The organism is Xenorhabdus hominickii (assembly GCF_002632725.1).
GTDB classification, from domain to species: domain Bacteria; phylum Pseudomonadota; class Gammaproteobacteria; order Enterobacterales; family Enterobacteriaceae; genus Xenorhabdus; species Xenorhabdus hominickii.
Window position 1 is genome coordinate 84,020 of the sequence record NZ_NJAI01000001.1, and the last position, 26,351, is coordinate 110,370.

A 26,351-nucleotide genomic window follows, 5' to 3' on the forward strand; every position below is an offset into this window, starting at 1 on the left:
ATTTGTTATTTATTTGAAATAAATATGTTAACAATCGTCATGGTATCTTGAATGCCTGATTGAACCAGCCCGGCACTCAACCGTCCAGACATACATGTTTTTATCATAAAGATAAAACAATTACAAAATATGTTTTTTATAAAATTAAATGCTAGAAAATAAGCTCAAAAACCAGATAATGAGTTGGTCATTTTGTTATATTTTGAATAATTACAATACGGAAAATGACGTTTTTTTCTGCTATCAGCAGAAAAAATATTTGACACCGACCACAATTTACTTTAACCAATAGGGGGTCAAATGAATCCAAAAAAGACAGACAGGAAATTATGCAACAAATCAGCCTGAAAAAAATGGTTACAACAAAAACCACCACTACGATTACCACCGGAACAACGAGTAGCGGTGCGGGCTGACGCATATACATAAAACAATAATAAGCCCGTATCCCACAAGATACGGGCTTTTTTTTGGTCAGAAATCAGGAGAGAACGTTAATGCGAGTACTGAAATTTGGGGGCACCTCGGTCGCAAATGACCAACGGATGCTGAGTGTTGCGGATATCGCCGAAAATGAGTTGCAATTGGGGCAAGTCGCCTTGGTACTCTCTGCACCGGCAAAGATAACAAACCACTTAGTGGCAATGATTGAAAAAACGGTTGCAGGGCAAGACATCATTTCCAATATGAACGATGCGAGCCAAATCTTTGCTGATTTGTTATCGGGACTGAAAGAGCAACAAGCTGGATTCGATTTTGAACGCCTGAAAGGAATAGTCGAGCGTGAATTCGCCAACCTGAAACAGACTCTGCACGGTATTTCCTTATTAAGGTATTGTCCAGACAGCATTAACGCATCCCTGATCTGTCGTGGCGAAAAGCTGTCAGTTGCCATCATGGAAGCGTTATTACAGGCTCGCGGCCACAAAGTCACTGTCATTGACCCCGTCAACAATTTGTTAGCACATGGACATTGCCTTGAGTCCACTGTTGATATCCATGAATCGACTAAACGGATTGCTAGTCTTAACATCCCTGCTGATCATATTATCCTGATGCCGGGCTTCACCGCGGGTAACGAAAACGGAGAATTAGTCGTACTGGGACGCAACGGTTCTGATTATTCAGCAGCTGTTCTGGCGGCATGTCTACGCGCAGATTGCTGTGAAATCTGGACTGATGTGGATGGCGTTTATACTTGTGATCCAAGGGCAGTCGCAGATGCTCGCTTGCTGAAAAGCCTGTCGTACCAAGAAGCCATGGAGTTATCTTACTTTGGTGCCAAAGTTCTCCATCCCCGTACCATCGCCCCTATCGCCCAATTTCAAATCCCTTGTCTGATAAAAAACACAGCTAATCCTGACGCCCCTGGGACCTTCATTGGCAATGGACAAAAAGATGAGAACATACCGGTCAAGGGCATTACTAACCTGAATCACATGGCAATGATCAATGTTTCCGGCCCTGGTATGAAAGGAATGGTTGGCATGGCTGCCCGGATATTTTCCGTGATGTCCCGCGAAGGCATTTCCGTTGTGTTAATTACGCAGTCTTCGTCAGAGTACAGCATCAGTTTCTGTGTGCCGCAAAAAGAGTTAGCAAAAGCGCAAAAGGCGCTGACAGAAGAATTTTATCTGGAATTGAAAGATGGCGTACTTGATCCCATCGACATAATAGGCAATCTTGCCATTATCTCGGTTGTTGGGGATGGTATGCGTACCCAACGAGGCATTTCGGCCCGCTTCTTCTCGGCGTTGACACGTGCCAATATCAATATTGTTGCCATTGCACAGGGTTCTTCTGAACGTTCCATTTCCGCTGTCATTGAAAATGATACGGCAACCACCGCTGTTCGACTCTGCCATCAAATGTTATTCAACACCACTCAAGTCGTAGAAGTCTTCATGGTCGGTGTCGGTGGCGTGGGTGGCGCTTTGATTGAACAAATCCGTCGCCAGCAAGTATGGCTCAAACAAAAACACATTGAACTACGCGTTTGTGGTATCGCTAATTCCAGAGCCTTATTAACAAATATGCAAGGTATCAATCTGGATAACTGGCAGCAGGCACTCTCAGAAGCGAGCGAACCGTTCAGCCTGAGCCGTCTGATCCGCCTTGAAAAAGAGTATCATCTCCTGAATCCGGTCATCGTAGACTGTACCTCTAATCAATCGATTGCGGAACAATATGCTAGTTTCCTCAGTGACGGCTTTAACGTTGTCACACCGAATAAAAAAGCCAATACCTTGTCGATGGACTATTACCACCAAATTCGTCAGGCGGCAGAAAAATCTAAACGTAAATTCCTGTATGACACTAACGTCGGGGCTGGGTTACCTGTTATCGAAAATTTGCAGAACCTGCTCAATGCGGGAGACGAGTTGGTGCAGTTCAGCGGAATTTTGTCTGGTTCGCTATCCTACATTTTCGGTATGCTGGATGAAGGTATAACACTTTCACAAGCGACTTTACTGGCAAAAGAAAAAGGCTTTACCGAGCCTGATCCACGGGACGATCTTTCCGGTATGGATGTTTCCCGTAAGCTATTGATTCTGGCACGTGAATCAGGTTATGAACTGGAATTAGACGATATAAACGTTGAGCCAGTCTTACCTGCATTCTTTGACTCAAATGGCGATGTTGACAACTTCCTGCAACGTTTACCGCAATTGGATCAAGAGTTCAGCCAGCGGGTTACCGATGCTGCTGCGCAAGGGAAAGTTTTGCGTTATGTTGGCATGATTGAACAAGGACGTTGTATGGTGAAAATTGTCGCCGTTGATGGCAATGATCCACTATACAAAGTCAAAAATGGCGAAAATGCACTGGCTTTCTACACCCGTTACTATCAACCGATCCCGCTGGTGCTACGAGGTTATGGTGCAGGAAACGATGTGACGGCAGCAGGGGTTTTTGCTGATATATTACGCACTCTGTCATGGAAATTGGGGGTTTAATGGTAGTCAAGGTTTATGCGCCCGCCTCTATTGGGAACGTTGGTGTCGGGTTTGATGTGCTCGGCGCTGCGGTTTCTCCGATTGATGGTTCGTTACTTGGGGATTGTGTTTCCGTAAGCCAAGCTGAACATTTCAGCCTGAATAATCAAGGGCGATTTGTCAGCAAATTACCTGTCGATCCCAAACATAATATTGTCTACCAATGTTGGCAGCTTTTTTGTCATCGGCTGGGAAAAGAACTGCCCGTCGCCATGACATTGGAAAAAAACATGCCGATTGGTTCAGGATTAGGTTCCAGTGCCTGTTCTGTGGTCGCAGGTTTAGTGGCACTGAATGAATATGCTGGCCGCCCATTTGACCGTAACCAATTGCTGACCATGATGGGAGAACTGGAAGGACGCATCTCTGGCGGGATTCACTATGATAATGTCGCACCATGCTATTTAGGGGGATTACAGTTAATCCTGTCTCAGGAAGATCCTCTTTGCTATTCCGTTCCCACGTTTGATGACTGGTTATGGGTGATGGCGTATCCCGGTATCAAAGTATCGACATCAGAAGCCCGTGCGATCCTACCGAAACACTATGCTCGCAGGGACATCATTGATCATGGCCGTTATTTTGCCGGTTTTATCCATGCCTGCCATACCCAACAACCAGAACTGGCCGTCAAATTGATGAAAGATGTTGTTGCTGAACCTTATCGCACACAACTTCTCCCCGGTTTTGCCAACGCACGTGATGCAGTAAAAGAATTGGGTGCTCTGACATGCAGTATCTCAGGCTCTGGCCCGACACTCTTTGCGATTTGTAATAAAAAATCCGCAGCAGAAGAAGTAGCGCAATGGCTGCAACAACATTACGTACAGAATGATGAAGGCTTTGTACACATTTGCCGTCTGGATCACACAGGCGCACGACAGGTAAAGTAACGATGAAACTCTATAACTTAAAAGACAGCAGCGAGCAGGTCAGTTTTTCACAGGCGGTAAAACAGGGATTGGGCAAACAGCAGGGGCTCTTTTTTCCTCAGGAATTACCTGAATTCAGTCGTGCTGAAATTGACGAATTATTAACATTAGATTTCGTCAGCCGCAGCCAGCGGATTCTCTCTGCCTTTATTGGTGATGAGATCCCCACAGAGCAATTGGCAACCCGCGTTAAAAATGCATTTGCCTTCCCTGCTCCTGTCATGAGCATTGAAGACGATGTCGCTTCACTGGAGCTGTATCACGGGCCAACATTGGCCTTCAAAGACTTTGGTGGTCGTTTCATGGCACAAATCCTCGCACAGATTGCGGGAGAACAGCCTGTTACTATTTTGACAGCAACATCCGGTGATACGGGTGCCGCCGTTGCCCATGCTTTCTATGGCTTGAATAACGTACAAGTCGTGATCCTTTATCCCGAAGGCAAAATCAGTCCATTGCAGGAAAAACTCTTCTGCACACTAGGCGACAATATCCACACCGTTGCTATCAAAGGTGATTTCGACGCCTGTCAGTCCTTAGTCAAACAGGCTTTTGATGACGAGGAACTGAAACGCGCCCTGCACCTCAATTCAGCCAACTCAATCAATATCAGCCGACTACTGGCACAAATCTGCTATTATTTTGAAGCCGTTGCGCAGATCCCAGCCGAGAAACGCGACCAGTTGGTCATTTCCGTCCCAAGTGGCAACTTCGGTAATTTAACTGCGGGATTGCTGGCAAAATCGCTGGGGCTGCCAGTAAAACGTTTTATTGCGGCCACCAACGTCAATGACACCGTTCCCCGTTATTTGGCAGAAGGCGCGTGGCAGCCACATCAGACCGTTGCCACGTTATCAAATGCAATGGATGTCAGCCAACCCAATAACTGGCCACGCATCGAAGCACTGTTCCAGCGCAAAGGTTGGGCACTGAGTGAACTGGCAAACGGGGTTGTGGATGACAAAACCACTCAGAGCACCATGCAAGAACTGGCAGCAAAAAACTATATTTCCGAACCCCATGCTGCCGTGGCGTACCGTGTCCTGCGCGATCAATTACAGGAAGGGGAATATGGCCTGTTTTTGGGCACGGCTCACCCAGCTAAATTCAAAGAAAGTGTTGAAGAGATCCTCGGCCAACCACTTCCATTGCCACAAGAACTGGCAGAGCGTGCAGATCTCGCCTTATTATCTGATTTCCTGCCTGCGGATTTTGCTACCTTACGCGAATACCTGATGGAAAGAGCGCCGAAGTAACGTAGTCTGAAATTACTTTAAGAAAAGAACTCAATGCCTGAGACACGATTAAGGTTTTACTAAAAAACAAAATTGTGAAAACCCTCAGGCATATCCATAGATTCGAATATTCTGGTCAGAATTATTCATGGGTAGGAAATGCCAAAAATCTCAAAGAGGTTATGACTCAAGCGTGAATAGTATATTTTGGTTAAAAAATTTTCGGATTTTAACTACTATAGAGCCAAAAGCGGCCTTGTGAACGATATTAAAATGAAGCATCTGTTCAATTGTGCATAACTACACATGTAGCTCTGACCAAAGGAAACAGTAAGTCTTATCTGATTTTCAGGCAATAAAAAACCCCGCATCTGCGAGGTTTAACTATCTGAATGTATTTCTATTTAAACAGGCAACATAACTGATTTACAGAAAATACATTTTGCTCCGTATGGATTACTCTCTGATACATCAAAGAGATACCTCCGATACTGTGAGCCTTTACAGCATGGGCATCTGAAATAGATGTCGCCTTAGAGAGGCACCACATTTGCAGCTGCTGGGCCTTTCATACCATTTTCGATGGTAAATGAAACTTCTTGCCCTTCATCTAAGCTTTTAAAATCATTACCTTGGATTGCAGAATAGTGAACAAACACATCTTTGCTGCCATCTTTTGGAGAGATAAAACCGAAGCCTTTATCGTTATTAAACCATTTTACTAAACCAGTCATTGTATTAGACATATGAATTCCTTTAAATTTTTTGAGTTGCCATAAGGCAGAATAAGGTTTGTTTTTAATTTGTACGTACTTATGGGAACTAATTAGAAGGAATTCGCAATGAAGGATATCGAAGATAACGCTTAATGGTGAACTGCTTTAAACTTGCTTGTCATAAATAGGTCTGTACTTCCAAACCGATGACGCTATTAACTCATACCTTTACTGATATAGCAAACTTTATTTTTCTATTTCGGTTCCCTTCTTAAAGGAACCTCAGATTAAATGAATTAAATACCATTCATCACTCCATCTGTTCGGTGAAGTGATGACCACCGGGGAGATCAGTCCTGCTCAGGGCGCTTAAACACCAGTTCATTCCCTTTGGAGAGGGATTCATCAAACCTATATCCTTCCAGATTAAACTCCGCCAATCGCGCAGGCTCCGTCAGTTGATTCTGAATGATAAAACGGCTCATCAACCCACGAGCTTTCTTGGCATAAAAACTGATCACCTTATATTTGCCATTTTTTTCATCGAGAAAAACAGGCTTAATAATCTGGGCAGACAATTTTTTGGTATTGACCGATTTGAAATACTCATCAGAGGCCAGATTGACCAGTACGTTATCACCTTGCTGTTCCAGCACTGTATTCAGGTTTTCAGTGATACGATCGCCCCAAAACTTATACAGATCTTTACCGCGTGGGTTTTCCAGTTTGATCCCCATTTCCAAACGATACGGTTGCATCAGATCGAGAGGACGCAATACCCCATATAAACCAGACAAAATTCGCAGGTGGCTCTGAGCGAAGTCAAAATCAGCATCAGAAAACGTTTCTGCCTGCATTCCCGTATAGACATCACCTTTAAAGGCAAGGATCGCTTGGCGGGCATTTTCAGACGTAAAATTGATTTGCCACTCCCCAAAACGAGCAGCATTCAGGCCAGCCAATTTATCACTAATACTCATCAAACTACCGATTTGCACCGGGGTTAACGTTCGACAAACATCGATCAATTGCTTAGATTCCGCCAGCAATTCCGGCTGACTAAATGTTTCTGTCGCGAGAGGGCTTTCATAATCGAGCGTTTTTGCAGGTGAGATTGTAATAAGCATGATTTTGTTCCGAGATTCTGGTTCGATGTATTTTCTCAAAAATTGAGGCTTTCTCCACTCTTTCTCCACTTTAGCAAAAATAGACCGAAAAGGCAGAATATCCCCGATAGATTTCGCGTTGTATCGCGGTGATTAATGAATGAAACCCACCAAGAAGTCATTTGAAAAATGAAGGGGATAACAGCGATAGGATTTTCCTACCTTACAGCAAGACGCGACCATGTTATTATCACAGGATGGCGAGGCAACAGTGCCAATATTTTACGTATAACGATGAGATATTAAACATGACCGATAAACTGACTTCCCTGCGTAAACTGACAACAGTAGTAGCAGATACCGGGGATATCGCGGCGATGAAACTGTATCAGCCGCAAGATGCGACCACCAACCCTTCCCTGATTTTGAATGCAGCTCAAATTCCAGAATATCGCCAACTGATTGATGAAGCCGTTGAATGGGCACGTGGTCAGAGCGATTCCCGTGAACAGCAAATTATTGACGCCGGCGATAAATTAGCTGTCAACATTGGTCTGGAAATTCTGAAACTGATCCCTGGCCGTATCTCCACTGAAGTTGATGCTCGCCTGTCTTATGACACCGAAGCGAGTGTAGCGAAAGCAAAACGCTTGATCAAATTGTACAACGAAGCAGGTATCAGCAATGATCGCATTCTGATCAAACTGGCTTCTACCTGGCAGGGTATCTGTGCGGCGGAACAACTGGAAAAAGAAGGTATCAACTGTAACCTGACTCTGCTGTTCTCCTTTGCTCAGGCTCGTGCTTGTGCCGAAGCGGGTGTTTACCTGATTTCACCATTCGTTGGCCGTATCCTTGACTGGTACAAAGCCAACGGTGACCAGAAAGAATTCGCACCACATGAAGATCCGGGCGTGATTTCTGTTTCTGAAATTTACCAGTACTACAAAGAGCATGGCTATAACACCGTCGTGATGGGTGCAAGCTTCCGTAACTCTGGCGAAATTCTGGGACTGGCTGGCTGTGACCGTTTGACTATCTCTCCAGCGCTGCTGAAAGAGCTGTCTGAAACTAAAGGCGAAGTTGAACGTAAACTGGGCTATGAAGGCGAAATCAAAGCGCGCCCTGCTCGCTTGACCGAAGCTGAATTCTACTGGGAACACCATCAAGATCCGATGGCGACTGAAAAACTAGCGGAAGGTATCCGCAAATTTGCAGTAGACCAAGGCAAACTTGAGAGTATGATCGCTGATCTGCTGTAATTTCAGGCAATGAGCTATTTTTTCTTGCACAAAGGCGACATAATACGGTCGCCTTTTTTATCTTTCACCTTTCAAATAGCCTCTTTCTTGGCTGCTAATTGAGGTTTATATGAATGTATTGCGTATTGGCCTTCTATCGGTTTCTGATCGTGCCTCAAACGGTGTCTATCAGGATAAGGGCCTCCCTGCATTGGAAACATGGCTGGAGAAAGCGATTACCACACCTTTTGACATAGAAACTCGCCTGATCCCCGATGAACAAATCCTGATAGAACAAACGTTGTGTGAATTAGTCGATGAACTAGGCTGCCATTTGGTACTGACAACAGGAGGAACCGGGCCTGCTCGTCGCGATGTGACTCCTGATGCAACATTGGCGATTGCCGACCGTGAAATGCCCGGATTTGGTGAACAAATGCGCCAAATCAGCCTGCAATTTGTGCCGACAGCAATCTTATCCCGTCAGGTGGGCGTGATCCGAAATCAAGCCTTGATTCTCAACCTACCAGGCCAACCGAAAGCCATCGCAGAAACGCTGGAAGGGCTAAAAGATGACAGTGGCAAAGTGCTAGTAGCAGGTATTTTTGCCAGTGTTCCTTATTGCATCCAATTGTTGGATGGCCCATATGTAGAAACAAATGAAACCGTTGTGGCAACGTTCAGGCCTAAAAGTGCCCGTCGTTAATGAGGGTAATAAATAACATCCCCTAATAATGACCATTTGTAATTAATCATCATATGAAAACCAGAGATCCTGACAGGATATCAGGATCCCTTTGAGGGCCTATAAGAGCGAGACATCAACTCATTAAGCCATCATAAAATGATCATCACACTTTTTATTTCTCGCTCAGGCTCTGTCCATTGCTTTCAATCACCTGCTTATACCAATAAAAACTCTTCTTACGACGTCGTTCCAGTGAACCTGTTCCCTGTTCATTTTGGTCAACATAGATATAACCGTAACGCTTGGAGATTTCAGCTTTTGAGGCACTGACAAGATCAATCGGTCCCCAACTGGTATATCCCATCACGTTGACACCATCTTCAATTGCTTCACGCACTTGTACAAGGTGGTCGTTGAGATAATGGATACGGTAATCATCTTGAATACTGCCATCAGTTTCGACGGTATCTTTCGCTCCCAGCCCATTTTCAACAATGAACAGTGGCTTCTGATAACGATCCCATAATAAATTGAGTAATGTGCGTAAACCAACAGGGTCAATTTGCCAGCCCCATTCTGAACTAGCTAAGTAAGGGTTAGGGATCATGTTCAGGATATTACCCCTTTGTTTCTGATACTCCGTTTCATCTCCGGTTGTACAGCCGCTCATGTAATAACTGAATGAGATAAAATCGACGGTGTTTTGCAGTTCTTGTCGATCTTGTTCTGTGATAGTGACATCAATCCCATGTTCGCGGAAATAACGCAGCATATAACCGGGATAAGCACCACGACACTGTACATCACCAAAAAACAGCCATTTCTGATTTTGCTGGAGAGTCACCAGCACATCTTCCGGTTTACACGTCAATGGATACATCAAACCACCGAGCAACATATTACCAATCTGAGCATCAGGAATGATCTCACGACATAATTTCACCACTCGGGCGCTGGCAACCAATTGATGGTGAATCGCTTGATAAATTTCCGATTGAGTGCTGTTTCTGGAAAGCCCGACTCCCGTCAATGGTTCATGCAGAGACATATTGATTTCATTAAATGTCAGCCACAATTTCACTTTCTTTTGGTAACGAGTGAAAATCGTGCGCGCATACCGCTCAAAAAAATCGATTATCTTGCGGTTTCCCCAGCCACCGTATTGGTTAACCAATGCCCACGGCATCTCATAGTGAGATAAAGTAATCAATGGTTTAATACCGTATTTAGCCATTTCATCGAATAGCTTGTCATAAAATGCCAGCCCTGCTTCATTAGGCTGAGCATCATCGCCATGCGGGAAAATTCGGCTCCATGCAATGGATGTACGCAAACATTTAAAACCCATTTCTGCAAACAATGCGATATCTTCGGGATAACGATGATAGAAATCGATGGCGGTATCTTTAAGGTACTGCATAGCATTTGACGCATCACGCTCAATAATAGAACCAAAAATGCCTTGCGGCTGAACATCGGAGGTAGAAAGGCCTTTTCCATCAGTTAAATAGGCCCCTTCCACCTGATTGGCAGCAACTGCGCCTCCCCAAAGAAAATGCGTTGGGAACTGTTTCATTCGGATCTCCTCTTATGAACACTTAGCAAATAATAATGGATACAGCGAAGTAATGTGCCCAGTTACTGGCGAGAGAGCTTCTCCTTGGGTAGGCCAAATAACCAAGTCAAAACCATGGCAATAGTAAAAGCCAGAGCTGTACCCATAATTGCTCCCCACACCGTATTATTGATTCCTGTTGGTGGGATAATCTGGGTGAAGGTAAAAATACTAACCAGCCCCATTGAGTAGACAGCGCTTTGATAATAACCAATCACAGCACTACCGATTGCTCCAGCGATACAGCCAAAAATAAAAGGACGTCGATAAGGCAAAGTCACACCATAAACCGCGGGTTCTGTAATACCAAAAATACCTGAGGTAACCGCAGAGCCAGACAACATTTTCAATTTGACATCATGTGTTCGAAGAAATACCCCCAACGCAGCCCCTGTTTGTCCCATCACTGGCGCGAGTAGCAAAGGCACCAACGTATCATGACCAAGAACCGTTAAATTATTGATCATCACAGGAACTAATCCCCAATGCAGACCAAAAATGACACAAACCTGCCAGATAGCTCCCATGACTGCACCAGCCAGCGCGGGTGCAAATCCATAGATCGCTTGGTAACCCTGTGCCAATAACTGACTTAACCAAGTTGCGGCCGGCCCAATAACCAAAAATACCAGAGGAACGATAAGCATCAGGCAAACCAAGGGAGTGACAAACATTTTGATGGCGGAGGGAAGATAGGTATCTAATTTTTTCTCAATCTTGCAACTGACCCAAGAAGCAAAAATAATCGGTATCACCGAAGAGCTGTAATTCAGGAACACGAGGGGCATTCCCATAAAATATTCTGCCGTACCGCCTGCTGCGGATGCCTGAAAAGCCGAGATAATCAGGGGGTGAACCAGTGCCCCGCCGATCCCCATGCTGATAAAGGGATTACCCCCGAATTTTTTACCCGCCGTATAGCCGAGTAATAGAGGGAAAAAGTAAAATAGAGAGTCACTGGCGGCATACCAGATATGATAAGTCCCACTGTCAGACGACATCCAGTTAAATACAACAGCAACCGAAAGTAATCCTTTCAAAATACCAGATGCGGCCATAACGCCGAGAAAGGGGGTGAAAATGCCGGAAATAATATCAATAAAACGATTAAAGAGACTTTCTTGTCGGTTGTCTGAGTTCCCCGTTTCATCGGGCGGAGAAAATACCTGCTGAATAGCTTGATATACTTCTCTGACATCATTGCCAATCACAACCTGAAACTGTCCACCACTCTTGATAACTGTAATGATATTCGGATGGGCTTTCAGATTATCAATATTGGCAAGCGTACAATTTTTCAGTTTAAAACGTAGCCGAGTTGCGCAGTGGACGAGGCTGACGATATTCTCTTTACCGCCAACTTCCACAATGATTTCTTGAGCCAGTGTCTGGTATTTCATGCCATTTCTCTCATTTTCATCATTTTCATCATTGCTGATGGAGCAAAAGCCATAAGGTTTCTTTCGATGAAAAAAAACCTGACCTCTAGCATAATGAACTAGTTGATCAGGTTTTGTCTGCCTAAGAAGTAACAATCTACTTTATAATTTTAGTGGCTTCCAGAGATACCTCAAACTGAGGGTGATAGAAGTGTGATAGTGATCGCTCCTGCCTTGTGATTATTACCAAATATACCTGTCGTCTTTCAAATTTCAGCTTTGTTGGCTACGTTCACTCACCCCAGTCACATAGCTAGCTATGCTTCTGGGGATTCGTTCCCAAGACATAAGCACCGCATTTTGAAATCCATTGGAATAATCACTTTATTCCTCAATACGCATTCCCGCCTCTTTCCAACCTGAGAAACCTTTTTTAAACCGACGAGCCTGAATACCTTTAGCACGCAGTAATGCAAGGGCATTAGCAGAAAGTACGCAATAAGGGCCACGGCAATAAGCAATAAGATCCTGATAGGCAGCCAATTCATCTAGCCTGCTTTCCAGTTCATCGACCGGAATATTAATGGCATTGGGCAAATGACCTTGTTCAAACTCATCTTTTGGCCTGACATCAAGCAAGGTCATACTTTTGTCTTTGAGCCTGTCCAGCAGCTCTTCCCATGAAATGGCCTCCTGATTGTTCGTATCGTCGATCAGCCTACGCATTTCTGTACGGTTAAATTTGGCATATTTCTGAAGTACAGATATAACTTCCATAACAGGGCCTTCACCCCGACGATAAAGCACATTCTTGCCTGACTTGCGGGATTGAAGTAACCCTGCTCGCTTGAGATGCTGGAGGTGTTGAGAAGTATTAGCGATAGAGAGGCCAGACAGTTCCGACAGGCACTCCACGGATTGCTCGGCATCCGCTAAACATTCAAGCAATGTCAACCGGTGAGCATTTCCCAGCACCTTAGCAATTTCCGCGATCTCGACAAGAATTTGTTTATCAAACATTGATAGCCAGTTTCCAATATTATTACATTCAATAAATTTATTGACTATGATAGTATCAGAGTTTTTTAGGCATTTCGAGTGCCACCAGCTAAGAGTCTCCCCCAGAAGGCTCTAAGTAACTAACGGGAATTAACCGTTGTAGATAGACAAATGTAGATAGGCAAAATTCGGAGGATAGCAACAAATGAATGAAGGATTGGAGTTTATTGTTCGTTCTGTATTGATTGGTGCTGGAGCCACGGTTGTTATGGATATTTGGGCGGTTTTCATTAAACGCTGTTTCGGCATCCCCTCATTGAACTATAGCATGGTAGGGCGCTGGATTGGGCATATTCCAAAAGGGAAACTTATCCATACAAGCATTCTACAGGCTACCCCCGTAAAAGGTGAAAGCGGAATTGGCTGGTTTGCCCACTATTTAATTGGCATCATTTTCGCGGGACTGCTGTTATCAATTATGGGGCCTGATTGGGCAGAAAATCCCACTTTTCTACCCGCCTTAGTGATAGGTATCGTGACATTAGTGGCACCTTATTTCATTATGCAACCCGGCATGGGAATGGGCATTGCTGCCTCCAAAACCCCGGCACCGACCACAGCTAGATTAAGAAGCCTGATGGCACATACCTCTTACGGTGTTGGGCTGTATTTAACCGCGCTATTATTAACATTATTTCCTTAATTTTATTCTCAAATAACCGTCGATAAATTTACGTTATTTATCGACGGAGAATACCCACCGTTATATTTTTCATTCCTTATTAAAAACAAATCATGAATAAAAACACCATCAATAAAATACTTTTTATTAAATTCCTTATTAATTAATGCGTAATAAAAATTATATAATAATTATTATTAATTCAATATCGTTATTAGGTATAACCATTAGTTATAAAAGTGTTTATATTGTGTAAAAAAATGACAGCAAATAAAACTCAATGTCCAACCAATCAATCTAGATATATATTTTCGGTGATGTGTTATTTCTAATATAAAAAATAATCACAAACAACCAAATACAATATCACATAGAAAAACCGCAACTTCTCAGTCAAAGGTAGGAGATAATGTATGCAACATTTTCTCAAGGCATTGCAAGAATCTGGATTACATTTTTCTGTTTCTCCTGAACGATATGAACTAGAAAATAAAAATACAGAAATGGTACTTTCTCAACTGACACAACAGATTCATGGAATGCTTAGGAATGTATTACCATTGGATGCTCCCATCCCAATAACTCCCCAAACAGAGATCCCAGAGGCAGAAGATTTTCCATTAACGGATATTCAATATGCTTATTTGATCGGGCGTAATCCCGGATTGGAATTGGGGGGGCTAACCAGTTGCCTGTATACCGAGTGGGATATTAATGCATTAAATCTCAAAGTATTAAATGACGCATTGAACAAGCTCATTGAATATCACCCAATGTTACGGGCTAGTTTGTCTTTGGACGGACAGCAACGGATTTTATCCGCGCCATTGAACTACACCATTTCTATTCAAGATGGCAGAACATGGTCAACATCAGAAAAAGAGATAAAACTGGCAACACTTCGTCAGGAAATGGAAACTCAATTATTGCCCGTTGATAAAACACCGACATTCGATATACGGGCAACAATAATTAATGATGATATTACCCGCCTGCATATTTATTTCGACTTGATGTTTGTCGATCTTCATAGTGTCCATTTGATATTACGAGACTGGTGGCTGATTTATCAAGGTCATGAGTTGCCGATGTTACCTGCCAACATAGGTCTTCATACTCATGGCTTTCGCACTTATATCAAATCGGAGCGTTATCTACAGGGACAGCCTCAGGGACTGCGTGATAAGGCCTATTGGGAACAACAGCTAGATACTTTACCGCAATCACCAGAGCTACCATTGAAAAATGTTCCTGAGCTGATTTCTCCCCCGGTGTCCAAACGTTACAGCCGAAAAATCGCTGCCGAGACATTACTGGCTCTCAGGCAAAAAGCGGAATCACGCAAGTTAACACTGGAAACGGTGCTTCTCGGCATGTATGCAGAAGTCCTTCGTCAATGGTCGAAACGCCAAAATTTTACACTGACGATCACTCAATTTGGGCGACGTCCCTATTTTGATGGCATCGAAAATGTCGTCGGCAATTTCCTGCATCCTATGTTATTGGGCATACGGGGAACCGGGAATGAAAGCCTCAATGATCGTTTAACACAGATCCAGACTGATTTGATGATGAATCGCTGGCATTGCTCCTACAATGGTGTGCAGGTTCTGAGAGAGCTGACCCGCCGGGGTCATGGCAACCTAAGTAATGGCAACCGAGCCGCCGCCGCTCCCGTCGTATTTAGCAATACCCTGACGGCCAATTTGGATGATGTAGTGACAGATATTGGTTGGACTGAAGCGACCCAAATTTATAGCAGCAATCAGACCCCACAAGTATGGTTAGAGAATCAGATTGTTCGTGTTGATGATCTTGTCCAAATTAACTGGAATACAGTCAGTGAGCTATTCCCTGACGGTATGGTGGAAGCCATGTTGGATGCGTATCTGGCGCTGATAACAACGTGTGCGGAAAATGATTTCGTATGGGATAAAAACGCATCATTGGTGAAGTTGCCCGCTTCAGACCTGATGGAGCGAGCAGCAGCCAATGCCACGGATACCGAATTTGATCTCAAACTGCTGCATGAAATGGTTTTACAGGCCGCAGAAAAATTCCCCAATACCATTGCGCTTGTTCAGGGCGAAAAACAGATTACCTATGCAGAGATGGTCAGCAGAGCCTGTGCAATAGCACAGCAACTACGAACCTCCGTCCTAATTCATCCCAATGATATTGTCGCTGTATCTCTGCCACAAAGCCCGGAATTGGTGATCGGATTATTGGGCATTCTTATGTCAGGTGCTGCCTATGTGGCAATCGACCCTCTACTCCCAGTCGAACGTCGAATGAGTTTGCTTAATCGCTGTTCAGCCAAAGGGATCGTCACTGCCAGCACAGTTTTTAAACACGATGAGTTAGCAAATTTTTTCCGGATCAATTTGGATGAATGTCCTAAACACATCGATTCTCTACATTGGGCTTCCATGATGTCAGTACAGGGATTGGATGATCTGGCATATATCATCTTTACTTCCGGTTCAACAGGAGAGCCAAAAGGTGTCATGGCTTCCCACCGCAATGCAGCAAATACCGTGCTAGATATTAATCACAAATTCCATGTAACGGAAAAAGACACGGTATTGTCTGTCGCACCTGCCGGATTTGATTTGTCTGTTTATGACTATTTCGGGTTATTGGGTGTAGGAGGAAAAATCGTCTTTTCAATGCCTGAAACCGCCAATGACCCAAAAGTCTGGCTGGAACTGCTTATTAAACACCAAATTACTATCTGGGACAGTGTGCCAGCCCCGGTTAAGGTGCTGGTAGACAGAAATGGCTCCGCGCTCTCTGAGACAAAATTAAGGTTAATTCTCATGAGTGGCGACTGGATACCCGTCGATCTGCCAGAACGTATTCGGGAGAATTTGCCCCATGTTGCGATCATTAGTCTTGGCGGAGCCACCGAAGGTTCTATCTGGTCGATACACTATCCCATCCAAGAAATAGATAAAAACTGGAAGAGCATTCCTTATGGCAAGCCATTAGCAAACCAAACCTTCCACGTTCTGAACAATTGGCTGCTCCCCTGCCCCAAATGGGTGACAGGAGAACTCTATATTGGTGGAGATGGTGTGACTCAAGGTTATTTAGGTGATGCCGAAAAAACTGCCCTGCGTTTTATGACTCACCCCATCACTGGTGAACGATTGTATCGAACAGGCGATCTGGGACGCTATATTGCAGGCGGCTTGATAGAAATTCTGGGACGTGAAGATAATCAGGTCAAAATCAATGGATATCGCATCGAATTAGGCGAAATTGAAGCCTGTCTCCTGAATCACGACAATGCCAGTCACGTCGTTATTGATGCGCCTATTCATGCCAAAACCGGGCAACGGCATATCGTCTCTTATATTGTTCCGGGTACTGCTGAAACCTTGGACGATCCTCTTCATTTTCAGGAACAACTGAGGGAGACTGCCCGAAAAACCCTGCCTTCTTATATGGTGCCCAGTTATTACGTTTTGCTACCCCATATGCCGTTAACCAGTAACGGGAAGATTGACCGCAAGGCACTGCCACTCCCTTGGCCTGATACAGAAGAACATACCGATGCCGTCGTTGCACCTGCTAATGATATTGAAGCGAAAATCCTGCAACTCTGGCAAGTACAACTTCAGCATGATGATTTTGATGTTACTGATGGCTTTTTCGATATTGGCGGTGACTCACTGCATGCTGTTGGCTTACTCAGCGCATTGCGACAAGAATTTAAGATTACGCCAATTGGCGAACAAGACATCATCGAAGGGCTATTCATGAATTCCAATATTCAGTCCTTTTCCCGAATTATCGAGACACTTCTGCAATCCCAAGCGGTGAACAACCTATGAGTAAGAGATACGATTATATCGTGGTAGGCGGGGGTTCGGCGGGATGCGTGGCTGCATCACGCCTATCGCAGAATGGCATGAAATCGATATTGCTCATCGAAGCTGGCCCCGCATCCGATGTCCACAACCCCGTTAGCCCGCTCAGGGACGCATCAAGACTCGTACTGGAAGGATATAACTGGGATTATGAGGCCAATGTGCGCAGTGAAGACAGCTTCGCCGACCTCATTCATTCTCCCGCTCACCCGCAAAATAATGCGCAGCCGTCTCGTAAGCATAAAGGGCGCAAACCTTTCAATTATCGGGTAGGCAAAGTGTTAGGCGGTTCCTCCGCAGTCAATGGTGCCATTGCTTTGAGGGGGTTTCCGAGCGATTTCGATAAATGGGCCAGCATGGGTTGCCCCAAATGGTCTTGGGAACAGGTTTTACCGTGGTTTAAGCATCTGGAGAGTGATGTCGATCGTGTCAATGATGATAGCCACGGTTCACAAGGGCCAATGTGCCTGCGCAGACCACCGGATGGCGAGATTCATCCTCTCGATATGGCTTTTGCCCATGCCTGCGAACAACTTGGCGTTCCTTATGTTGATGATCTTAATGTCGGCGAACATCCCGCTGTAGGGCCTGTGCCTGCTAATGTCATCAATGGTGCGGAAAGAGTGGATGTTTACCGTTCATACCTAGAGTCAGTTTTAAATAGGAAAAACCTGCACATTATCACTGATGCATTGGTCGCACAGATCTTCTTTAACGGCACAGTAGCCTCTGGCGTCAAAGTCATTCAGGCAGGAAAAGAGTCGGTTTATCAGGCAAAACAAATTGTTCTCTGCGCTGGTGCGATCGGTTCGGCTGCATTGTTACAGCGTTCCGGTGTCGGTGATCCCGAGCATCTAAACGCATTAGGCATTCCCATTGTTGCTGAAGTCCCCGCAGTGGGCAGAAATTTAACCGATCATGCTTCAGTCGTGCTATGGGCACTCCCCAAAGCAGGAGTCTGCACAACCGGCCTGCCTTGGCGACAAATTGCTGCCCGCATCAGCAGCGGCTATGACGAAAAAGTCGATGTACAAATTGGCTTGCTGAACAATGTTGCCAGTGACACCGTGCCGGGATTTAAAGATCGTGTTGCTTATCCAATGTTAGTTGGGGCTTCCGTGATGTTAATGCGCCCACAAGCACAAGGGCGGGTTTTTATCAGCGCCGCTGACCCGACAATACTGCCTCACATTGACCTGCCATTAACCCGTAGCTCAGCGGATATCGCTCGTCTTATAGGTGGTGTACGCAAGGTCTGGGAGGTTTTGCGCCATCCAGAAGTGGCAGGCTTCCTTGACGGTATTCAATTTTGGTCTCACTCCATGATTTATAACGACGAAATCATGAACAGTGCAATCACGAACCTTGTCAATCCGGGTTGGCATGCTTCTGGAACGCTCAGAATGGGCCACGTTAGTGATCCTGACAGTGCCACACAAGAAGATGGACAAGTGCACGGAATCACAGGTGTGACCGTCGCTGATGCTTCCCTGTTTCCCACCATTCCCTCCATGCCAACCAATCTGACAACTATTATGACCGCCGAACGCATAGTCAGTTTTCTGATGGAAAGAGAAACTTTTTTGATGGAGAGAGAAACCACCGGCGAACGGAGGGCAAATGGACACGAGTAACAAACGGGTTATTTATGCCTTTCCACATGCGGGAGCAACAACGGCGATTTATCGTCCTTGGTTGAATGACCTGACAACAACCAAGGCTGCAATTCTACAGCCTGTCGCGATCCCCGGACGCGGTTATCTGGCAAAACAGCCCGAAATCCACGATCTGGATTTACTGGTTAATCGGCTGGCATCTGATATCTGGACAGATTTCCAGCAGAAACACACTCAGGGGATCACGGAACTGGTCACCTTCGGCCACAGTTTTGGCGGCGTACTGAGTATTGCGGTAGGACAGATGTTAGTGAAAAAATATGGCATTTCTCCTCTATTTGGCGTGGTGTCCAGTTCTGTTCCCCCCCATCTTCAACAGGAAGATGAGCGGCATACATGGACAGACGAACAATTAATTCAGAAAACCAAAGAAGATCAAGGAACGCCGGAAGCAATTTTGAACGAACCTGCACTGATAAAACCGATCATCAGGCAATTGCGCAGTGATTACCTGATACGCAGCCAATTTCCCCAGCTTGACGATATACAAGTGGATTACCCGCTGATGCTGGTTTCAGCCACTCAAGATAGGTATGTCAGTTTAGCAGCGATGAAAGCGTGGAAAAATTACACGTCTCGCGATATTTCGCTCATCCGTATTGAAGGGGATCACTTCGCTGTATACCGACATTGGGAAGCCATCAAACCAATATTGCTAAGTAAAACAATATAACTGTGCAAAACAATATTGCTGAGTAAAAAAATAGCTGACAACGAATATGGGGTGAATATGCGTATTGAGATTGATAACTTCGATAATTACCGGAAATCTTGCCATGCATTTATTGAGCGTGAAATCGTAGCTGATCATAAAATATGGGAAGAAAATGGGCTGGTTGAACGCACTTTTTGGGAAAAATTGGGCCAGTCAGGATTATTAGGCATGGGTGTTAGCCCCGAATTTGGCGGACTGGATCAACACGATTATCGATTCGCGGTGATCCTGATCGAAGAACTCATCAAAGCAGGCGTGACCGTACCGGGGATCGTTGCTCACAATGATGTTGTCGCCAGCTACATTTTTGCTCTCTGTAATACGGAACAGAAAAAAAGGTGGCTGCCGGAGTTATGTAGCGGAAAACAAGTCGTAGCCATTGCGGTGACAGAGCCTAGTGGCGGCTCCAATACAGCAGACATCAAAACTATTGCCAAGCGGCAGGGCGATTACTATCTGGTCAATGGTGGTAAAACTTACATCACTAATGGCATCCATGCCGATTTGATCGTTGTGGCGGTCAAAACGGAAGAAGGGCAGCAGGGTCAAGGCATCAGCCTACTGGTGATAGAGCGGGACATGCCCGGATTCACCAGAGGAGAGCCGTTGAAGAAAATTGGCTGGAATGGCAGCGATACGGCTGAACTCTTTTTTCATGACTGCAAAGTTCCCATTACCAACCTGATTGGCCGTGAAAACCTCGGTAACTATTACTTCATGTCGGCAATGCCCCGTGAACGCCTGAGCATCTCAGCGGTGGCGGTTGCCAGTGCAGAACATATTTTGCAGAGCACGCTGGAATATGTGAAAGAACGAAAAGCTTTCAACCAACCCATTGGCTCTTTTCAATATAACCGCTTTATCCTCGCTCAATTAGATACCGAAATAAAAATAGCCAGAGTCTATCTCGATAATGCTGTTGCGCTCTTTAACCAAGGTCTCTTCAGTTTGGTAGATGCCGCCCGTATTAAATGGTGGACAACCGAGTTGCAAATGAAAGTGGCAGATCGTTGCCTGCAATTGCACGGAGGAATGGGTTATATGCGTGATTCCATTGCTGGCAAAAATTGGCTGAATAGCCGTGCCCAAACTATTTACGGCGGAACCAGCGAAGTGCTGCAAGAAATCATCAGTAAATCAATGGGACTTTAGTTTGTAACTCTAGGTCATTAGATCGTGCGACGGATACAGAGATCTGAACCTCTACATTAACTACAGAATGTGTTGGAAGGATATATCGGCCATGAAAGAGAGAAACAGTAAAAAATGTACTATCCGATCGGTTAATTACACTCAATGGAGTGACATCATCCTTAATTGGTCTAGCGCCGAGAATTGGGATATGGGAGAAGGTGATACTGACTCTTTCTTTAATGTTGATCCCAATTGTTTTTTCATTACCTATCGTGGTGAACAACCCATATCCTCCATATCAATGGCACGTTATTCAGATACCTATGCACATGGTGGCAACTTCATTGTAAAACCTGAGTTTCGTAATCATATTTGTGCCGGAAGAATATGGAAGACCACGATGATTTTTGCAGACCAACGGACTATTGGCTGTGATGGTAACTGGGATATATCACATTTATATGAAAAAAGAGGATTCGTTCCCTACTACCGCAATCTGAGATTGTCAGGTGCCGTCACACAGAAAATGCCCCTCCCATTAGGGGCTTTGCCAATTACCCCTGCCAATATTGCTGAAGTGATCCAATATGACGCTGAATGTACCGGTATTCATCGTGGGGCACTGCTAACAGACTGGTTTTTCGGCAAAAACCGATATGGTTTTTATACCGTCTCCCAAAACAGAGTTACCGGCATGATTGGGATACGTAAATCTGAAAATGGTTACCGGATAGGCCCTTTCCACGCCGATAACGCAGAGGCTGTTGAAACTCTTACCTTCACAGCCTTGGCACAAGTACCCACAGGGGAACAAGTGTCAGCCGATATTCCTGAAACCACCAACAATGACTTTCTTCTGCTGGCTCATGAGATTGGATTACGAGAACTCTTTTTTACCTTCAGAATGTACAAAGGTAACAACATACCAAAAGGACGGCTGGATAAAGTCAAGGCTATCGCGTCCTTGGAGTTAGGGTAATAGGTATTCAAAAAAACAAGCACAACCTGAGTATCAATATCATTAATGTATTCCTACTGAGAGGTATTGTATGACGAATAAAACGCCGACTTTATTTGAATGGATGGGTGGTCGTGAGGCTCTGATGAAACTCATGACCGTCTTTTATGACAAAGTTGAAAAAGATGAACTCCTCGCTCCCCTGTTCAAAAACATGAAATCCGACCACCCCGCCCATGTAGCCATGTGGTTGGAAGAAGTACTTGGTGGAGAAGAACGCTATACCAATGAGCGGGGTGGCTTCAAAGTTATGCTGAGTCGTCACAGAGGCAGAAGTATACAACCAGAGCAGAGAAAAAGATGGGTTGAATTACTGATGCTAGCGGCTGATGAGATCGGCTTACCGTCTGATCCGGAGTTTCGTGCAGCATTCTCAGGTTATATCGAATGGGGTTCCCGCAGAGCTGAGGCCAATTCTCAGCCTGATGCAACCCCCTCACGCCGCGAAACGGTGCCTAAATGGGATTGGGGAGCAGCCCCTCCGGGAACGCCATAATTCCGCACTAAATTTATTGATATATAAATTTATTTCTCGGTAATTAGAGGTGAAATCATGCTGTTGGCTGTCAGTGACCTACATGTATCCCATGCAGCAAATCGGGCGATAGTCGAATCATTCAAACCATCAACCCCCGATGATTGGCTTCTGCTGGCTGGCGATATTGCAGAACAGGAGTCAGATTTTACATGGGTCATAAGTACACTTTCCCAACGATTTGCTCAGATCATCTGGACACCGGGTAATCATGAACTCTGGTGCACACCAAGAGATCAATTAAAATTGCCCGGCGTGCCGCGTTATGAACATCTGGTCAATATCTGCCAACAGCATAACGTCCTCACCCCTGAAGATAAATTCGGTCGTTACCACATGGGAAATGGCGCAGCCGTTACCATTGCGCCTATTTTCACGTTATACGACTATTCATTCAGGGGTATTTCTGACTATACGGCGGATCAGGCCATAGAACGCGCCCGTCGTTGCGGAATCATAAGTTCTGACGAGTTTTTTCTGAAAACCTATCCCCATAAAAATATTATCGATTGGTGTCGGGAACGTATCCAATATACCGAAAAGCGCTTGAACGAAATCCCGGACGGCGAAGATATCGTTCTTATGAGCCATTTCCCCATTATCCGAAAACCACTCGAATCTCTACGTAATACCGAATTTTCCATTTGGTGTGGCAGTGAAAAAACTCATCGGTGGGCATCAAGAAAAGGCGTCCGTATGGTGGTATACGGCCACCTGCATATCCCCAATGTCGAATATATTGAAGATGTCGTCCATGTTGAAGTGTCTTTGGGATACCCACGAGAATGGCAGGAACATGGCAGGCATTCTTACTTGTTGGAGCTGGATAAGCTACTGGAACATGCCAATGAATATCGATAACACGCCATATTAATAATAATTATATTAATGATAATAAAGGCAATTTACCCATGAAAAATGATGAAATCATCCAACCAATAAAACCACGCATTTTAATTGGAACTACCGGATCCGTAGATATCACTCTTCTTCCCAGATATCTTTCAGCTATTAAAGCAACGATTGACTGTACATTAACTGTATTGATGACTAACAGTGCCACCACCTTTCTACCCGCTGCAACGATGGCGCTCTATGCCGATCGAATCATCAGTGGCGAAAACCCGCAAGATTGGCCAACAGATAAACCTTCACGCATTGTCGCCGATCACGACCTCATGGCCATTTTGCCTGCAACAGCAAACACTCTTGCAGCAGTTGCTCATGGCAGCGCCCCCAACCGTTTAACCACTGTCATTCTGGCTTCTACATTCCCTGTGTTGTTTTTTCCTGTCATGGGAAGCGTGATGTGGGAGAAAAATGCAACGCATCGTAATATCAATCAATTACGGGATGATGGCTATCATGTTATTGAACCCATGTGGCATGAGAATTTTGATGCATCATTGAAACGGATGGTTGGGCATCCATCATTACCGGATATTGAAACGGTTATTTCCTTACTGAGGCAGCATCTGCCAGAGTAACCTCTAAAATAAAAGGGATATATGTGGAAGAGCATTCAGCCTTTTTGACTCAGTAAAGCGGTTAATTAGCTGATAAGCGGCGTACTCTTCCCTTCTTCAATTTCAGCTTTTCCATCTTTCAATTTTCTGTTTTATTGACTACTAATTGAAATTTATTCAATACCTAAAGCATTAAATTTTCCTTTTTGACCACCTTTAAATTGCATATCATCACATTTGTTTAATTAAACAAATTGCAGAATAAACGTCTTTTAATATAGCATAAGTTTTATTTTAATCTGATTACGATCTCTAATGGGCGATTAAAAATAATCACAATTGCCTAATTTTATAACTATAAATCGGTAACTTATGTCACAACATCAAAATAGAACATTAAACAAACAGGACTATAAAACTCTGTCTTTGTCTGCCTTAGGTGGTGCTCTGGAGTTTTACGATTTTATTATCTTTGTCTTTTTTGCCGTTACGCTTGGAGAACTGTTTTTCCCTGCGGACATCCCTGAATGGCTTAGGCAACTGCAAACATTTGGCATTTTTGCTGCCGGTTATCTGGCTCGTCCCTTAGGCGGGATCGTTATGGCGCATTTTGGTGATTTGATTGGGCGCAAGAAAATGTTTTCGCTCAGTATATTGATGATGGCTATTCCAACTCTGGCCATTGGGATGCTTCCCACCTATGATGCGATTGGTATGGTAGCTCCTCTGCTGCTCCTGCTGATGCGTATCATGCAAGGTGCAGCAATTGGAGGAGAAGTACCCGGCGCATGGGTCTTTGTGGCGGAACATGTTCCTCAGAAACGCATCGGCCTTGCCTGCGGCATTCTCACTGCCGGGCTAACCATGGGTATTTTGTTTGGCTCTCTTGTGGCAACCGTTATTACTTCTATTTATACCAAACAGGAAGTGTTTGATTGGGCATGGCGTCTGCCATTCTTCTTAGGTGGATTTTTCGGTCTTTGCGCTATGTATCTACGCCGTTGGCTACATGAAACCCCTGTTTTCAAAGAAATGCAGGAGCGTAAAGCATTAGCGGAAGAACTCCCGCTGAAATCCGTGGTTTTGAATCACAAACGCGCAACCATTATCTCTATGCTGCTGACGTGGTTACTTTCTGCCGGTATCGTGGTCATTATCTTGATGGCCCCAACTTACATGCAGACGGTCTTCCATCTGGAACAGTCACTGACCCTGAAAGCAAATAGCCTGGCGATTATCTCATTGGCAATTAGCTGCATATCTGTGGGATATCTATGTGATAAATGCGGAGCTGGTATTGTGTTGATCATCGGCTGTATTCTATTAGCCGCCACAGCATGGTTCTTTTATCACAATATCAGTCATGAACCGGTTAAATTATTTAGCGCTTATGCCCTGGTAGGGCTGGCTGTTGGCGTAATTGGCGCAGCACCTTTCGTCATGGTTAACAGCTACCCACCAGAAGTACGGTTCAGTGGTATTTCATTTTCCTATAATATGGCCTATGCCATTTTTGGTGGACTGACGCCGATCTTCGTCACTCTGCTGATGAAATATACGCCACTAGCACCCGCTTACTATATTATGGCTTTATCTGCGATAGGTCTTTTGTTGGGGCTTTATCTGAATAAAAGAACGGGTTGAATATAAAAAAGATTTGGATCTTAAACAAAACAGGATGAGCTTAAGAGTTCATCCTGTTTGGAATAGTTAAGCGTACTTCACTTCACCAATCGGTAGAACAGTACGGCCATATTGTTCATTCAGAACTTCAGCCATTGCCAGATAGAAAGCACTCGCGCCGCAGATAATCCCTTCGAAACCAGCAAAGGTCAAAATGCTCGCATTACCTGTGATATTACCGATAGCCAGTAAAGCAAACAGCAGAACCAGGCTGCCAAACACAAATTGCAGGACACGATTGGCTTTCAATGTTCCAAAGAACATAAACAAGGTGAAAATACCCCACAGAGCAAGGTAAACGCCGAGGAATTCATGGCTGGTTGCTTCAGCCAATCCCATCGTTGGCAGGAACAGCAATCCGATCAGGCTCAACCAGAACATACCGTAAGAGGTAAATGCGGTTGCAGCAAAAGTATTGCCTTTTTTGTACTCAAAGATGCCAGCCAGCACCTGAGCCAAACCACCGTAAAAAATTCCCATGCTCAAAATGGCCGATGCCAATGGGAAAAAACCAGCATTGTGCAAATTCAACAAAATGGTTGTCATTCCAAAACCCATTAAACCCAATGGGCCTGGGTTCGCCAACTGATTAGAGTGCATACGTCCCCTAGAAAATACAAATAAAAACAAAAAGTAAAAAAGTTCTCATGGTGCTTTACT

The 26,351-nt window shown here is 44.6% G+C and carries 21 protein-coding genes, 1 pseudogene and 1 other annotated feature; of the genes and pseudogenes, 15 read left to right on the plus strand and 7 right to left on the minus strand.

Annotated elements, in window-relative coordinates; translation table 11 throughout:
- The first annotated feature begins 353 nt into the window (after positions 1-353).
- Positions 354-473, plus strand: a sequence feature (Thr leader region).
- A 24-nt stretch (positions 474-497) separates the two neighbouring features.
- Genes thrA through thrC form a run of 3 tightly spaced genes read left to right on the plus strand, consistent with a single transcriptional unit; the run spans position 498 to position 5,184 of the window.
- Complete coding sequence (gene thrA / locus Xhom_RS47655; RefSeq protein ID WP_069316904.1) at positions 498-2,957, plus strand: bifunctional aspartate kinase/homoserine dehydrogenase I; 2,460 nt, start codon at positions 498-500, stop codon at positions 2,955-2,957.
- A complete protein-coding gene (gene thrB, locus Xhom_RS47660; protein WP_069316905.1) occupies positions 2,939-3,889 on the plus strand; it encodes a homoserine kinase in 951 nt (316 codons plus the stop codon). The genes thrA and thrB overlap by 19 nt, the downstream gene beginning before the upstream one ends.
- Before the next feature lie 2 nt (positions 3,890-3,891).
- Complete coding sequence (thrC, locus tag Xhom_RS47665; protein WP_069316906.1) at positions 3,892-5,184, plus strand: threonine synthase; 1,293 nt, start codon at positions 3,892-3,894, stop codon at positions 5,182-5,184.
- 383 nt (positions 5,185-5,567) lie between these two features.
- On the opposite strand, the gene ymcF is transcribed toward thrC, so the two are convergent.
- From ymcF to yaaA, 3 genes are all read right to left on the minus strand, one after another.
- Positions 5,568-5,690: a cold shock small protein YmcF gene (gene ymcF, locus Xhom_RS47670; protein WP_232326365.1), complete on the minus strand. Its 123-nt coding sequence runs from the start codon at positions 5,688-5,690 to the stop codon at positions 5,568-5,570.
- A 6-nt stretch (positions 5,691-5,696) separates the two neighbouring features.
- Entirely contained in the window at positions 5,697-5,909 is a 213-nt protein-coding gene (gene cspE, locus Xhom_RS47675; RefSeq protein ID WP_069314953.1) for a transcription antiterminator/RNA stability regulator CspE, read from the minus strand.
- A gap of 320 nt (positions 5,910-6,229) precedes the next feature.
- Positions 6,230-7,006, minus strand: coding sequence for a peroxide stress protein YaaA (yaaA, locus tag Xhom_RS47680; protein ID WP_069316907.1), 777 nt, complete (start codon positions 7,004-7,006; stop codon positions 6,230-6,232).
- 287 nt (positions 7,007-7,293) lie between these two features.
- Here yaaA and tal point away from each other — a divergent pair, with 287 nt between their 5' ends.
- Positions 7,294-8,247, plus strand: coding sequence for a transaldolase (gene tal, locus Xhom_RS47685; RefSeq protein ID WP_069316908.1), 954 nt, complete (start codon positions 7,294-7,296; stop codon positions 8,245-8,247).
- Between the two features lie 109 nt (positions 8,248-8,356).
- The gene (gene mog / locus Xhom_RS47690) at positions 8,357-8,932 is read left to right on the plus strand and encodes a molybdopterin adenylyltransferase (protein ID WP_069316909.1); all 576 of its coding nucleotides are present in this window, start codon (positions 8,357-8,359) and stop codon (positions 8,930-8,932) included.
- Between the two features lie 154 nt (positions 8,933-9,086).
- Here mog and Xhom_RS47695 read toward each other — a convergent pair whose 3' ends face one another.
- The 3 genes and pseudogenes from Xhom_RS47695 to Xhom_RS47705 form a co-directional block, all read right to left on the minus strand.
- A complete protein-coding gene (locus Xhom_RS47695; RefSeq protein ID WP_069316910.1) occupies positions 9,087-10,490 on the minus strand; it encodes a glycoside hydrolase family 1 protein in 1,404 nt (467 codons plus the stop codon).
- Between the two features lie 86 nt (positions 10,491-10,576).
- A pseudogene (locus tag Xhom_RS47700) lies at positions 10,577-11,929 on the minus strand (PTS transporter subunit EIIC); the annotation flags it as partial.
- Positions 11,930-12,292: 363 nt separating this feature from the next.
- Positions 12,293-12,928, minus strand: a complete 636-nt coding sequence (locus Xhom_RS47705; protein WP_069316912.1) for an ArsR/SmtB family transcription factor — start codon at positions 12,926-12,928, stop codon at positions 12,293-12,295.
- A 184-nt stretch (positions 12,929-13,112) separates the two neighbouring features.
- Between Xhom_RS47705 and Xhom_RS47710 the strand changes: the two genes are divergently transcribed.
- The 10 genes from Xhom_RS47710 (at position 13,113) to Xhom_RS47755 (ending at position 25,652) form a co-directional block, all read left to right on the plus strand.
- Positions 13,113-13,610, plus strand: coding sequence for a DUF2938 domain-containing protein (locus Xhom_RS47710; RefSeq protein WP_069316913.1), 498 nt, complete (start codon positions 13,113-13,115; stop codon positions 13,608-13,610).
- A gap of 392 nt (positions 13,611-14,002) precedes the next feature.
- Complete coding sequence (locus Xhom_RS47715; protein WP_069316914.1) at positions 14,003-17,428, plus strand: non-ribosomal peptide synthetase; 3,426 nt, start codon at positions 14,003-14,005, stop codon at positions 17,426-17,428.
- A complete protein-coding gene (locus Xhom_RS47720; protein ID WP_069316915.1) occupies positions 17,425-19,098 on the plus strand; it encodes a GMC family oxidoreductase in 1,674 nt (557 codons plus the stop codon). The genes Xhom_RS47715 and Xhom_RS47720 overlap by 4 nt, the downstream gene beginning before the upstream one ends.
- Positions 19,085-19,813, plus strand: a complete 729-nt coding sequence (locus tag Xhom_RS47725; RefSeq protein ID WP_069316916.1) for a thioesterase II family protein — start codon at positions 19,085-19,087, stop codon at positions 19,811-19,813. Before Xhom_RS47720 ends, Xhom_RS47725 begins: the two co-directional genes overlap by 14 nt.
- Before the next feature lie 57 nt (positions 19,814-19,870).
- The gene (locus Xhom_RS47730) at positions 19,871-21,007 is read left to right on the plus strand and encodes an acyl-CoA dehydrogenase family protein (RefSeq protein ID WP_069316917.1); all 1,137 of its coding nucleotides are present in this window, start codon (positions 19,871-19,873) and stop codon (positions 21,005-21,007) included.
- Positions 21,008-21,098: 91 nt separating this feature from the next.
- Positions 21,099-21,968 (plus strand): GNAT family N-acetyltransferase, encoded by an 870-nt coding sequence (locus Xhom_RS47735; RefSeq protein WP_069316918.1) that lies wholly within the window; start codon positions 21,099-21,101, stop codon positions 21,966-21,968.
- A 70-nt stretch (positions 21,969-22,038) separates the two neighbouring features.
- Positions 22,039-22,503, plus strand: coding sequence for a group II truncated hemoglobin (locus tag Xhom_RS47740; RefSeq protein ID WP_069316919.1), 465 nt, complete (start codon positions 22,039-22,041; stop codon positions 22,501-22,503).
- Between the two features lie 57 nt (positions 22,504-22,560).
- A complete protein-coding gene (locus tag Xhom_RS47745) occupies positions 22,561-23,403 on the plus strand; it encodes a metallophosphoesterase family protein (RefSeq protein ID WP_069316920.1) in 843 nt (280 codons plus the stop codon).
- Between the two features lie 50 nt (positions 23,404-23,453).
- The gene (locus tag Xhom_RS47750) at positions 23,454-24,029 is read left to right on the plus strand and encodes a flavoprotein (RefSeq protein WP_069316921.1); all 576 of its coding nucleotides are present in this window, start codon (positions 23,454-23,456) and stop codon (positions 24,027-24,029) included.
- 351 nt (positions 24,030-24,380) lie between these two features.
- Positions 24,381-25,652 carry an MFS transporter gene (locus tag Xhom_RS47755; protein WP_069316922.1) on the plus strand — a complete coding sequence of 424 codons (1,272 nt, stop codon included), beginning with the start codon at positions 24,381-24,383 and terminating at the stop codon, positions 25,650-25,652.
- Between the two features lie 66 nt (positions 25,653-25,718).
- On the opposite strand, the gene satP is transcribed toward Xhom_RS47755, so the two are convergent.
- A complete protein-coding gene (gene satP / locus Xhom_RS47760) occupies positions 25,719-26,291 on the minus strand; it encodes an acetate uptake transporter (RefSeq protein ID WP_069316923.1) in 573 nt (190 codons plus the stop codon).
- Between the last annotated feature and the right edge of the window lie 60 nt (positions 26,292-26,351).

What these genes read in the sequence shown, in the direction of transcription:
- thrA (WP_069316904.1), top strand. Translation starts at nt 498, where the DNA reads ATGCGAGTACTGAAATTTGGGGGCACCTCGGTCGCAAATGACCAACGG.
- thrB (WP_069316905.1), top strand. Translation starts at nt 2,939, where the DNA reads ATGGAAATTGGGGGTTTAATGGTAGTCAAGGTTTATGCGCCCGCCTCT.
- thrC (WP_069316906.1), top strand. Translation starts at nt 3,892, where the DNA reads ATGAAACTCTATAACTTAAAAGACAGCAGCGAGCAGGTCAGTTTTTCA.
- cspE (WP_069314953.1), bottom strand. Translation starts at nt 5,909, where the DNA reads ATGTCTAATACAATGACTGGTTTAGTAAAATGGTTTAATAACGATAAA.
- yaaA (WP_069316907.1), bottom strand. Translation starts at nt 7,006, where the DNA reads ATGCTTATTACAATCTCACCTGCAAAAACGCTCGATTATGAAAGCCCT.
- tal (WP_069316908.1), top strand. Translation starts at nt 7,294, where the DNA reads ATGACCGATAAACTGACTTCCCTGCGTAAACTGACAACAGTAGTAGCA.
- mog (WP_069316909.1), top strand. Translation starts at nt 8,357, where the DNA reads ATGAATGTATTGCGTATTGGCCTTCTATCGGTTTCTGATCGTGCCTCA.
- Xhom_RS47695 (WP_069316910.1), bottom strand. Translation starts at nt 10,490, where the DNA reads ATGAAACAGTTCCCAACGCATTTTCTTTGGGGAGGCGCAGTTGCTGCC.
- Xhom_RS47705 (WP_069316912.1), bottom strand. Translation starts at nt 12,928, where the DNA reads ATGTTTGATAAACAAATTCTTGTCGAGATCGCGGAAATTGCTAAGGTG.
- Xhom_RS47710 (WP_069316913.1), top strand. Translation starts at nt 13,113, where the DNA reads ATGAATGAAGGATTGGAGTTTATTGTTCGTTCTGTATTGATTGGTGCT.
- Xhom_RS47715 (WP_069316914.1), top strand. Translation starts at nt 14,003, where the DNA reads ATGCAACATTTTCTCAAGGCATTGCAAGAATCTGGATTACATTTTTCT.
- Xhom_RS47720 (WP_069316915.1), top strand. Translation starts at nt 17,425, where the DNA reads ATGAGTAAGAGATACGATTATATCGTGGTAGGCGGGGGTTCGGCGGGA.
- Xhom_RS47725 (WP_069316916.1), top strand. Translation starts at nt 19,085, where the DNA reads ATGGACACGAGTAACAAACGGGTTATTTATGCCTTTCCACATGCGGGA.
- Xhom_RS47730 (WP_069316917.1), top strand. Translation starts at nt 19,871, where the DNA reads ATGCGTATTGAGATTGATAACTTCGATAATTACCGGAAATCTTGCCAT.
- Xhom_RS47735 (WP_069316918.1), top strand. Translation starts at nt 21,099, where the DNA reads ATGAAAGAGAGAAACAGTAAAAAATGTACTATCCGATCGGTTAATTAC.
- Xhom_RS47740 (WP_069316919.1), top strand. Translation starts at nt 22,039, where the DNA reads ATGACGAATAAAACGCCGACTTTATTTGAATGGATGGGTGGTCGTGAG.
- Xhom_RS47745 (WP_069316920.1), top strand. Translation starts at nt 22,561, where the DNA reads ATGCTGTTGGCTGTCAGTGACCTACATGTATCCCATGCAGCAAATCGG.
- Xhom_RS47750 (WP_069316921.1), top strand. Translation starts at nt 23,454, where the DNA reads ATGAAAAATGATGAAATCATCCAACCAATAAAACCACGCATTTTAATT.
- Xhom_RS47755 (WP_069316922.1), top strand. Translation starts at nt 24,381, where the DNA reads ATGTCACAACATCAAAATAGAACATTAAACAAACAGGACTATAAAACT.
- satP (WP_069316923.1), bottom strand. Translation starts at nt 26,291, where the DNA reads ATGCACTCTAATCAGTTGGCGAACCCAGGCCCATTGGGTTTAATGGGT.